Origin of the sequence: Blastococcus sp. KM273129, assembly GCF_021698995.1 — a bacterium.
Classification (GTDB): Bacteria; Actinomycetota; Actinomycetes; order Mycobacteriales; family Geodermatophilaceae; genus Blastococcus.
Genome location: NZ_SSXB01000013.1, coordinates 54,822 through 65,387, shown reverse-complemented (window position 1 = coordinate 65,387; position 10,566 = coordinate 54,822). Strand labels below are relative to the sequence as shown.

10 protein-coding genes are annotated in these 10,566 nt (G+C 73.7%); 4 read left to right on the top strand and 6 right to left on the bottom strand.

Annotated elements, in window-relative coordinates:
* Window positions 1-765 (top strand): LiaF domain-containing protein (locus E9565_RS06070; protein WP_236834321.1); only part of this gene is annotated, 765 nt, incomplete at its 5' end.
* Window positions 758-1,051: a hypothetical protein gene (locus E9565_RS06065; RefSeq protein WP_236825750.1), complete on the top strand. Its 294-nt coding sequence runs from the start codon at window positions 758-760 to the stop codon at window positions 1,049-1,051. The genes E9565_RS06070 and E9565_RS06065, both read left to right, overlap by 8 nt.
* 67 nt (window positions 1,052-1,118) lie before the next feature.
* Here the strand turns inward: E9565_RS06065 and E9565_RS06060 are convergent, their stop codons facing one another.
* The 4 genes from E9565_RS06060 to guaB all read right to left on the bottom strand — a co-directional run bounded on the left by E9565_RS06060 (window position 1,119) and on the right by guaB (window position 6,519).
* Window positions 1,119-2,117: a sodium:calcium antiporter gene (locus E9565_RS06060; protein WP_236834320.1), complete on the bottom strand. Its 999-nt coding sequence runs from the start codon at window positions 2,115-2,117 to the stop codon at window positions 1,119-1,121.
* 190 nt (window positions 2,118-2,307) lie between these two features.
* Complete coding sequence (gene guaA, locus E9565_RS06055) at window positions 2,308-3,870, bottom strand: glutamine-hydrolyzing GMP synthase (RefSeq protein ID WP_236825752.1); 1,563 nt, start codon at window positions 3,868-3,870, stop codon at window positions 2,308-2,310.
* Between the two features lie 4 nt (window positions 3,871-3,874).
* Window positions 3,875-5,002 carry a GuaB3 family IMP dehydrogenase-related protein gene (locus E9565_RS06050; protein ID WP_236825753.1) on the bottom strand — a complete coding sequence of 376 codons (1,128 nt, stop codon included), beginning with the start codon at window positions 5,000-5,002 and terminating at the stop codon, window positions 3,875-3,877.
* A 2-nt stretch (window positions 5,003-5,004) separates the two neighbouring features.
* On the bottom strand, window positions 5,005-6,519 hold the full coding sequence (guaB, locus tag E9565_RS06045) for an IMP dehydrogenase (RefSeq protein WP_236825754.1): 1,515 nt from the start codon (window positions 6,517-6,519) through the stop codon (window positions 5,005-5,007).
* Window positions 6,520-6,656: 137 nt separating this feature from the next.
* Here guaB and E9565_RS06040 point away from each other — a divergent pair, with 137 nt between their 5' ends.
* Window positions 6,657-7,055: a DUF5319 family protein gene (locus tag E9565_RS06040; RefSeq protein WP_236825755.1), complete on the top strand. Its 399-nt coding sequence runs from the start codon at window positions 6,657-6,659 to the stop codon at window positions 7,053-7,055.
* A 237-nt stretch (window positions 7,056-7,292) separates the two neighbouring features.
* On the opposite strand, the gene E9565_RS06035 is transcribed toward E9565_RS06040, so the two are convergent.
* Window positions 7,293-7,988, bottom strand: a complete 696-nt coding sequence (locus tag E9565_RS06035; protein ID WP_255714980.1) for a response regulator transcription factor — start codon at window positions 7,986-7,988, stop codon at window positions 7,293-7,295.
* A gap of 377 nt (window positions 7,989-8,365) precedes the next feature.
* Here E9565_RS06035 and E9565_RS06030 point away from each other — a divergent pair, with 377 nt between their 5' ends.
* A complete protein-coding gene (locus E9565_RS06030; protein WP_236825757.1) occupies window positions 8,366-8,665 on the top strand; it encodes a WhiB family transcriptional regulator in 300 nt (99 codons plus the stop codon).
* 155 nt (window positions 8,666-8,820) lie between these two features.
* On the opposite strand, the gene groL is transcribed toward E9565_RS06030, so the two are convergent.
* Window positions 8,821-10,464: a chaperonin GroEL gene (groL, locus tag E9565_RS06025; protein WP_236825758.1), complete on the bottom strand. Its 1,644-nt coding sequence runs from the start codon at window positions 10,462-10,464 to the stop codon at window positions 8,821-8,823.
* Between the last annotated feature and the right edge of the window lie 102 nt (window positions 10,465-10,566).

Below are 10,566 nucleotides of genomic sequence, written 5' to 3'. Positions count from 1 at the left end.
GTCGGCTTCGTCGCCCTCGCCCTCGCCGGCGGCACCGGTGTGCTGGTGTACCTGCTGCTCTGGCTGCTCATGCCGGTCGCCGCCGACGGCGCCGAGCCCGCCGCGTCCGGGCGGCCCGCGGTGCGGGCCCGCGTCCGCGGCCCCGTCGGACCGCGGTCGCCGGTGCCGGGCGTCACCATCGCCGGGCTGCTCATCCTCATGGGCCTGCTGGCGCTGCTGTCCCGGATCACCGGCTGGGACCCCGGCCCGACGGCCTTCCTCGCCACGGCGTTGCTCGTCGTCGGCGCCGGCCTGGTCGTCGGCGCGGTCACCGGGGGCCGCATCGCGCGCGGCGGGCTGATCGTCCTCGGGGTGGTCCTCTCCCTCGCGCTGCTGACCGTCACGACCGCGCCGTCCGGCGGCAACGGCATCGGCGACCGCACGTACCGCCCGCAGTCGGTCGCCGACGTCCGGGAGGTCTACAGCGGGGGCATCGGCGACCTGGTCGTCGACCTCTCCGAGGTGCCCCTCGACGACCTCGACGAGGCCCTCGAGGTGCGGATCGACCACGGCGTCGGCGACGTCGAGGTGGTCGTCCCGCGCTCCGCCGACGTGCGGGTCTCCGCGGACCAGGGCGTCGGGGAGATCGACGTCTTCGGCGACAGCGGCACCGGGGGCGGCTTCCACGCCGGCCTCGGCTCGGCCCGGTGGACCGACGACGGCGAGCCCGAGATCGAGCTCGAGATCCACAGCGGTATCGGACAGGTGGAGGTGTCCCGTGGCTGACTACAGCGAGTTCCCGACCACGCCGACGGCCTGGCAGGAGCAGCAGTGGCAGATGGTCCAGCCGCTGGAGACGGAGGACCGGCCGGCGCCGGAGCCCCGCCGCAGGGTCGACCTGGTCGCCCTCGTCCCGGGCGTGCTGTTCGTCGTGCTGGCGCTCTCGGCGATGGTCGGTGCCGTCCTGCCGTTCACCCTCCTGGACGACGGCACCCTGCTCTGGGTCTTCCTGATCGGTGCCGGGGTGGCGCTGCTGGTCCGGGAGCTGCGGAAGCCGCGCAGCCGGGGCTGACCGGCGGGAGGGCGGGGTGCGAGGGCCCGGGAGCGACCGCTCCCGGGCCCTCGCCGCGTCCGGGGGGTCAGCCGGTCGCGTAGATCAACCCCACCGTCGCCGCGTAGATGAGCGGGATGACGAACCCCTCGAAGCCGATCCCCTTGCGGTCGCGCACGACAAGCCCACCGGCCAGCACCGCCGTCATGAGCATCGTCCCACCGAGGAGCACCAGGCTCGGGTCGCCGGCGTCGCGGTAGACCGGGCCCGCCAGGTAGAACACGTCGGCCATCCCGATCATCAGCGTGTCGAAGGTGTTGCCGCCGATGATGTTGCCGACGCCCAGGGTCGGCGTGCCCATGCGCACGGCGGTCACGAGCACCACCAGCTCCGGGAGCGACGTGATCGCCGTGGTGAAGGTGAAGCCGACCAGGGTGCTCGGCAGCCCGGTCGAGGCGATGATGCCGAGGCCGGCCCGGCCGATGACCCACCCGGCCACACCCACCACCAGGCCCAGGGCGGCCAGCTGCATCCACAGCGAGCTCATCCGCGCGTGGCTGGCCTCGGGCCCCTCGCCCTCCTTCTCCGTCGCCGAGGTGAGCACGGGCTCCCACATCGGCGACTTCCGCAGCCGCCGGAGCAGGTGGAGGCCGTACCCGTACACGACCGGGATCAGGAGCGTGATCGGGTGGACCCAGCCCAGCCGGAGGTCGGGCGTCGCGTAGGCGATCACCGGGACGGCCAGCAGCGCGACCAGGATCAGCGCCTGGAGGAGGTTCTCCAGCGAGGCGGCCGCGTGCTCGAGGTTGGCCCGGCGGTAGACCAGGTCGGCGATGGCCAGCCACACGGTCTGCACGGCGACGCCGCCCACCGGGTTGGCCAGGCCGAACCCCGGGTCCCCTTCGAGGGACCCGGTCACCGTGGTCACGATGCCGGGCAGCGACGTGACGGCTCCGAGCAGCAACGCGCCGCCGAGGGCGTCCCCCATGCCGGTGCGCTCGGCCAGCGAGTCGGCCACCCGGGTCAGCCGCACCCCGGCCAGCACGATCACCAGCCCCATGCCGATCAGGGCGAGCACGCTCGGCACGAGTGGCCACGTCCCGGTCACCCGCGCCCCCGTCCCCATCGACCCGGCGAAGGCCCCAGCTCACCACGGACCGCGCCGCCCCGCGACCGCACCGGGCGAGCTGCTGGAACGGCCCCGGTGACGTGCTGGAACGGCCCCCTTCCAGGGCCCCGCCCTGAGCCTGCGGAGGGTGGGGAGGAAGGGGGTCCTCCTACTCCCACTCGATGGTGCCGGGCGGCTTGCTGGTCACGTCGAGGACGACGCGGTTGACCTCTTCGACCTCGTTGGTGATCCGGGTGGAGATCCTCGCCAGCACGTCGTAGGGCAGCCGGGTCCAGTCGGCGGTCATCGCGTCCTCGCTGGACACCGGGCGCAGCACGACCGGGTGGCCGTAGGTGCGCCCGTCGCCCTGCACGCCGACCGAGCGGACGTCGGCCAGCAGCACCACCGGGCACTGCCAGATCTCGCCGTCCAGCGTGGCCGCGGTGAGCTCCTCGCGGGCGATGGCGTCGGCCGCGCGGAGCACGTCGAGGCGCTCGCGGGTGACCTCGCCGACGATGCGGATGCCGAGCCCGGGCCCGGGGAACGGCTGGCGCTGCACCAGCCGGTCGGGCAGGCCGAGCTGCCGGCCCACCTCGCGCACCTCGTCCTTGAACAGCGTCCGCAGCGGCTCGACCAGGGTGAAGGTGAGGTCCTCGGGCAGCCCACCCACGTTGTGGTGGCTCTTGATGTTCGCCGTCCCGCTGCCGCCGCCGGACTCGACGACGTCGGGGTAGAGCGTCCCCTGCACCAGGAAGTCGACCGTCTCGCCGTGCGCCTGGGCGTCGGCGACGACGTCGGTGGCCGCCTGCTCGAACACCCGGATGAACTCGCGGCCGATGATCTTCCGCTTCTCCTCCGGGTCACTGACCCCGGCCAGGGCGGCGAGGAACTGCTCGCTGGCGTCGACCACCCGCAGGTCCGCGCCGGTGGTGGCGGCGAAGTCCCGCTCGATCTGCTCGGTCTCCCCGGCGCGCATCAGCCCGTGGTCGACGTAGACGCAGGTGAGCCGGTCGCCGATCGCCCGCTGCACCAGCGCCGCGGCGACAGCTGAGTCGACGCCGCCGGAGAGCGCGCACAGCGCCCGCCGGTCGCCGATCCGCTCGCGGATCAGCGCGACCTGCTCGTCGACGACGTTGCTCATCGTCCAGGTCGGCTCGAGGCCGGCGATGTCGAACAGGAAGTGCTCGAGCACCGTCTGCCCGTGCGCGGTGTGCCGCACCTCGGGGTGGAACTGCACGCCGGCCAGCCTGCGGTCGACGTCCTCGAAGGCGGCGACCGGGGCGCCGGTGGAGGTGGCGGTGACGGTGAACCCGGGCGGCGCGGCCGAGACGGCGTCGCCGTGGCTCATCCACACGTTCTGCTCGACCGGTAGCGACCCGAACAACCGCGCGCCGGTGGTGACGGTGAGCGGGGTGCCGCCGTACTCGCGGTCGCCGGTGCGGGCGACCGTGCCGCCGAGCGAGGCCGCCATCGCCTGGAAGCCGTAGCAGATGCCGAACGCCGGGACGCCGGACTCGAACAGCGCCGGGTCCACCTGCGGGGCCTCGGGCGCGTAGACGCTGGACGGGCCGCCGGAGAGCACGATCGCCGCCGGCTTGCGGGCGATGATCTCCTCGGCCGGCACGTCCGAGGAGACGATCTCGGAGTAGACGCCCGCCTCGCGGATGCGCCGGGCGATCAGCTGCGCGTACTGGGCGCCGAAGTCGACGACGAGGACGGTGGGGAACTCCACGCGGTCAGCCCCCGACGACGAGGTCGACGCGCTGGAACTCCTTGAGGTCGGAGTACCCGGTCTTGGCCATCGTGCGGGCCAGCGCACCGAAGAGGTTGGTGCGCCCGTCGGCGGACTCCGCCGCGCCGAGCAGCACGTCCTCCAGGGAGCCCGCCGGCTCGACCGGCGCCGAGGTCGCACCGCGCGGCAGCCGCGGGTGGGCGGCCACCGAGTCCCACCACACGCCGCCGGCCGGGGCCTCGGCGGCGATCCGCAGCGGCTCCCCCAGCTGGACGGCGTCGGCGCCGCAGGCCAGCGCGCGGGCGATCGCGCCGCTGGTCTCGATCCGGCCGTTGGCGATCACGTGCACGTACCGGCCGCCCGTCTCGTCCAGGTAGTCGCGGCGGGCCGCGGCGGCGTCGGCGATCGCGGTGGCCAGCGGTACGCGGATGCCCATGACGGCGTCCGTCGTCGAGTAGGTGTCGGCGCCGACCCCCACGATCACGCCGGCCGCGCCGGTGCGCATGAGGTGCAGGGCGGTGGTGTAGTTCGCCGCGCCGCCCACGATGACCGGGACGTCGAGGTCGGCGATGAACTCCTTGAGGTTCAGCGCACCGCCCTGGCTGGTCACGTGCTCGGCCGAGACGATCGTGCCCTGGATGACCAGCAGGTCCACCCCGGCGGCGAGCGCTGCGGGCGCGAGCTGCTCGGTGTGCTGCGGCGAGATGCGGATCGCCGTCGTGGCGCCGGCCTCGCCGATCTCCTTGATCCGCGCGGTGATGAGGTCGGTCTTCACCGGCTCGGCGTAGACCTCCTGGAGCAGCGCGACCGGCGGGGCGCCGGCGGCGGCCGCCTCGGCGATCCGGCGGTACACGGGCGCGGGGTCGTCGTAGCGGGTCCAGAGGCCCTCGCCGTTGAGGACGCCGAGCCCCCCGGCCCGGCCCACGGCGATCGCCGTCGCCGGGCTGACGACGGCGTCGCTGGGGCTGGTCACCAGCGGGATGCCGAACCGGAAGGCGTCGATCTGCCAGGCGGTCGAGACGTCGTCGACGTCCCGGGTCCGCCGCGAGGGGACGATGGAGACCTCGTCGAGGTCGTAGCCCCGGCGGGCGAAGCGGTTGAGGCCGATGTCGACGGTGTCGCGCGCGTTCATGCTCAGCGCCCCCGGTAGTTCGGTGCCTCGACGGTCATCTGGATGTCGTGCGGGTGGCTCTCGACCAGGCCCGCGGAGGTGATGCGGGTCAGCTGCCCACGCTCCTTGAGCTCGGCGACGGTGCCGGCCCCGGCATAGCCCATGGAGGCGCGCAGGCCGCCGACGAGCTGGTGGGCGACACCGGAGAGCGCGCCGCGGTAGGGGACCTGGCCCTCGATGCCCTCGGGGACGAGCTTGTCGTCGGAGAGCACGTCGTCGGCGAAGTAGCGGTCCCGGCTGAACGACTGGTTGCCGCGCTTCTGCATCGCGCCGAGGCTGCCCATGCCGCGGTAGGTCTTGTACTGCTTGCCGTTCATGAAGACCAGCTCGCCCGGTGCCTCCTCGACCCCGGCGAACAGGCCGCCGATCATCACGGTGTCGGCGCCGGCAACGAGGGCCTTGGCGATGTCGCCGGAGTACTGCAGCCCGCCGTCGGCGATGACCGGGACCCCGGCGGGGCCGGCGGCGAGCCAGGCCTCGTAGATGGCGCTGATCTGCGGCACGCCGACACCGGCGACCACGCGCGTCGTGCAGATCGAGCCGGGGCCCACGCCGACCTTGACCGCGTCCGCCCCGGCGTCGACGAGGGCCTGCGCACCGGCGCGGGTCGCGACGTTGCCGCCGACGACCTCCAGCCCGCCCTCGCCGCCGAAGTCCTTCTTGACCCGGGTCACCATCTCCAGCACCGCGCGCTGGTGACCGTGCGCGGTGTCGACGACGAGCACGTCGACGCCGGCGTCGACCAGCAGCCCGGCGCGCTCGTAGGCGTCCTCGCCGACGCCGAGCGCCGCACCGACGACCAGCCGCCCGTCGGCGTCCTTCGTGGACAGCGGGAACTGGTCGCGCTTCACGAAGTCCTTGACGGTGATCAGCCCGCGCAGGCGGCCGGAGTCGTCGACCAGCGGCAGCTTCTCGATCTTGTGCCGGGACAGCAGCCCGAGGGCGGTGTCCGGGTCGACCCCCACGGGGGCGGTGACCAGCGGCATCGGCGTCATGACGTCGCGCACGAGGCGGTTCATGTCGGTCTCGAACCGCATGTCGCGGTTGGTGACGATGCCCACCAGGACGCCGCCGTCGTCGACGACCGGCGCGCCGGAGATGCGGTAGCGGGCCGACAGCGCGTCGACCTCGGCCAGCGTGTTGTCCGGCGAGCAGGTGACCGGGTTGGTGACCATGCCGGCCTCCGACCGCTTGACCAGGTCGACCTGGCCGGCCTGCTCCTCCGCGGACAGGTTGCGGTGCAGCACGCCCATGCCACCGACGCGGGCCATGGCGATCGCCATGCGGGCCTCGGTCACGGTGTCCATCGCGCTGGACAGCAGCGGCACCGCCAGCGTGATCCGCCGGGTCACCCGGCTGCTGGTGTCCACCTCGGCCGGGACGACGTCGGACGCCCCGGGCACGAGCAGGACGTCGTCGTAGGTGAGCCCGAGCCGGGCGAACTTCGCCGGCAGCTCGGGCACGGAGTCGGGCTGCATGTGCGCGGCCACCCTTCGGCGCGGTTCGGGTCGGACACCGGTCGACACACCTCGCGGGCGCGCGGGACCTGGCCCTGATCGTAGGCGGCGGGCCGGAGGGGGCGGTGCTCCGCCTGCTCGACGGCTACCGTGTGACCGTGTCTCCGTTCGACGACGCCTTCGGGCCGGACTTCGGCCCGGCCGACGGGCCAGCGCCTCCGCCGCTCACGATGGAGGAGCGGGCCGGGGTGCTCGACGACCTGGCCGAGCTCGAGGTCTTCCGCACCCTGCTCGAGCCGACCGGCATCAAGGGCATCGTGGTCGACTGCCCTGACTGCGAGGAAGAGCACCACGTCGACTGGGCGCTGATGCAGGCCAACCTGCGCCAGCTCCTCGACGAGGGGCAGACCGGCCGGCACGAGCCCCCGTTCGACCCGAACCCCGACGACTACGTCAGCTGGGACTACGCCAGCGGGTACGCCGACGGGATCGCCGCGCTCGCCGAGCGGGACGAGCCCAGCGGCGGGCGCACCGGCCGCCACGCCCGCGACGACTGAGCTGCGACACGGCGGTCCCACGGACCGCACCGCGGCCACGTGCCGTCCCCCGGCTGCGCTGAGCGCCTCCGCGTGCTGCCTCTTCCCGCCGAGATGCGGGAAGTCGGGGTCTGCGGGGTCGTCCAGGGCCCCATGTCACGGAGGTCGGCCACGACGGGGCGGACGCAGAACGCACCGAGGGCCGCCTCCCGGTCCGGGAGGCGGCCCTCGGTGTGCACCTGCCGGGCGGGCGACCGCTCAGGTCATGATGCCGCGGCGGAAGCCCGTCGCGACGGCCTCGGCACGGTCCTTCGCGCCGAGCTTGCGGAACAGCCGGCGGGCGTGGGTCTTGATCGTGTCCTCGGAGAGGTAGAGCTCCCGGCCGATCTGGGCGTTGCTCTTGCCCTGGCTCATCCCGGTGAGCACCTGCATCTCGCGCATGGACAGCGCCACCGCCGGGGCGGCGTCGCGCACCGTCGAGCGCACCGTGGTGGGCGCGGAGCCCACCAGCGGGGCGGCACCGCTCCACGCGGGCGCGGGCGCGGTCGCCTGCTGCGGGATCCGGCCGTCGGCCCGCAGCCCGACGCGGGAGAGACCCAGGCCCATCTCGATCGCACTGGCGTCCCAGCGCAGGTAGCCGCGGGCCCCGAAGGCAACGGCCGCCCGGACGCTCTCGGCGTCGTCGGGGGCGCCGAGCACGAGCACCGGCAGGCCAGGGTGCGACCGCAGCGCCTGCGTGGCGGCGGAGAGCCCCGTGTCGACGGCGCGCTGCGTCCCGACGACCAGGACGTCGGGCGTGCGGGTGGCCAGGCGGGCCATCAGCGACTGCGCGTCACCGACCACCTCGACCCGGCCGACGAAGGGCAGGGCGACCAGCCGCGAGGCGACGTCGTCCCGGACCCGCCGTCGCTCGTCGTACACCCACACGGTCGCGCCGTGCACCGGTGCGCGCATCCTGTCGTCGATCACGCCAGCTCCTCGCTCCTCCCGGCCGGCGGCCGGGTCCCCCCACCGGCCGGGAGGGCACCCGGCCGGGCGTCGCCGGAGGTGGAGAGCCCTGGTGGGCCCTCCACCTCCGCGCCGGTCGGGCAGCCGGTCCGGGTAGCTCCCCCATCCCGGACGTCAGCACGACCTGGAGCCACAGTGATCGACTCCCCCGCGGGGGAACAGACGCCCTCACCCCGGGGGGTGAGCGCCTCGGTGACCAGGTGACGGAGCGCACACGGGGCAAAAGTTGCGAATCGGCTGTGTTTGGACGTGGGACGGCGAGGGCACCGGGCCCCTTGCAGCCGGACAGCCCCCTCCGGCTCTACCGAGTTCCCGGAGGAGACATGGCCGACATCCGCAGACTCCCGACGCCCGTGGCCGAGGTCTGGGACTGGCAGCTCCACGGCGCCTGCCGTGGCGAGAACACGTCCCTCTTCTTCCACCCCGACGGAGAGCGCGGGCCGGCCCGGGCGCGGCGGCAGTCCGCGGCCAAGGCCGTCTGCTCGCGGTGCCCGGTGATCGACGCGTGCCTCAAGCACGCTCTCGCCGTCCGCGAGCCCTACGGCGTCTGGGGCGGCATGAGCGAGGAGGAGCGGGCCCGGCTGATCGCCGCCGAGCCGGCCGCCGTCGCCGCCGGGGTGTAGCCCCCCCACGAACGCCGAGAGGGCCCGGTCCAGGTTTCCTGGACCGGGCCCTCTCGCGTGTGCGGTGACGTCCTCCCTCGCCGTGGCGCGCCCTCCCCCACGGCAGACGGTGAGGGAGGACGCGCCCCGATCAGGTCACCTGATCATCGCCGAGATCAGTGGCTGTGCCCGTGGCCGTGCGAGTGACCGTGGGTGTGGTGGCCACCGGCACCGTGGTCGTCCTCCTCCTCCGGCGCCTCGACGACGGCGGAGTCGGTGGTGAGCACCATCGCCGCGATGGAGACGGCGTTGCCCAGCGCGGCCTTGGTGACCTTCACCGGGTCGATGACGCCCTGCGCGGCCAGGTCGCCGTACTCGCCGGTCGCGGCGTTGAAGCCCTGACCGGCACCGGCCTCGCGCACCTTGGCGACGACGACGCGGCCCTCGAAGCCCGCGTTGTCGGCGATCTGCACCAGCGGGGCGTCCAGCGCCGTGCGCACCGCGCGGGCACCGGTGAGCTCGTCGCCCTCGAGCGAGAGCGCGTCGATCGCGCTCGCGGCGTGCACCAGGGCGGAGCCGCCGCCGGGGATCACGCCCTCCTCCACCGCCGCGCGGGTGGCGGCGATGGCGTCCTCGATGCGGTGCTTGCGCTCCTTGAGCTCCACCTCGGTGGCCGCGCCGACCCGGATGACGCCGATGCCGCCGGCCAGCTTGGCCAGCCGCTCCTGCAGCTTCTCCCGGTCCCAGTCGGAGTCCGTGGCGTCGATCTCGCGGCGGATCTGCGCCACGCGGTCGCCGATGGCCTGCGAGGTGCCGCCGCCGTCGACGATGGTGGTCTCGTCCTTGGTGACGGTGACCCGCCGGGCGGTGCCGAGCACCTCGGGACCGACCTGGTCGAGCTTGAGGCCGACGTCCTCGCTGACCACCTGGCCGCCGGTGACGACGGCGAGGTCGGTCATGAACGCCTTGCGCCGGTCGCCGAAGAAGGGCGACTTCACCGCGACGACCTTGATGGTCTTGCGGATCGAGTTGACGACGAGGGTGGAGAGCGCCTCCCCCTCGACGTCCTCGGCGACGATCAGCAGCGGGCGGCCGCCGGTCGACAGCACCTTCTCCAGCAGCGGGAGCAGGTCGGCCAGCGCGCTGATCTTGCCGCTGACGAGCAGCACGAGGGCGTCCTCGAGGACGGCCTCCATCGCCTCGGGGTCGGTGACGAAGTAGGGCGAGAGGTAGCCCTTGTCGAACTGCACGCCCTCGGTGACGTCGAGCTCGGTGGAGAGCGTGTTGCTCTCCTCGACGGTGATGACGCCGTCCTTGCCGACGCGCTCCATCGCCTCGCCGATCAGCTCGCCGACCTCGGCGTCCTGCGCGGAGATGGTGGCGACGCCGGCGATGGCCTCGCGCTTCTCCACGGGGGTGGCGGCGGCGTCGAGGGCGGCGTGCACGGCGTCGACGGCGGCGCGCATGCCGCGGCCCAGCGCCATCGGGTTGGCGCCGGCGGCGATGTTGCGCATGCCCTCGTGGACCAGCGCCTGGGCGAGCACGGTCGCCGTCGTGGTGCCGTCACCGGCGACGTCGTTGGTCTTGGTGGCGACGTTCTTCGCCAGCTGGGCGCCGAGGTTCTCGTACGGGTCCTCGAGCTCGACCTCGCGGGCGATGGTGACGCCGTCGTTGGTGATGGTGGGGGCGCCGAACTTCTTGTCGAGGACGACGTTGCGGCCGCGCGGGCCGATCGTCACCTTGACCGCGTCGGCGAGCTTGTCGACACCGCGCTCCAGAGCTCGGCGGGCGTCCTCGTTGAACTTGATGATCTTGGCCATGGGCCCTTCCGATCAGTCAGTGCAGGGCGAAAGACGACCGCCCCGGGACCCGAGTTCGGGTCGCCCGGGGCGGTCGGGGTGCTACGCGGTGGAGCTAGCGAC

Coding starts and splice junctions, on each gene's coding strand:
- E9565_RS06050 (WP_236825753.1), bottom strand. CDS start 5,002: ATGAACGCGCGCGACACCGTCGACATCGGCCTCAACCGCTTCGCCCGC.
- guaB (WP_236825754.1), bottom strand. CDS start 6,519: ATGCAGCCCGACTCCGTGCCCGAGCTGCCGGCGAAGTTCGCCCGGCTC.
- E9565_RS06035 (WP_255714980.1), bottom strand. CDS start 7,988: ATGCGCGCACCGGTGCACGGCGCGACCGTGTGGGTGTACGACGAGCGA.
- E9565_RS06030 (WP_236825757.1), top strand. CDS start 8,366: ATGGCCGACATCCGCAGACTCCCGACGCCCGTGGCCGAGGTCTGGGAC.
- groL (WP_236825758.1), bottom strand. CDS start 10,464: ATGGCCAAGATCATCAAGTTCAACGAGGACGCCCGCCGAGCTCTGGAG.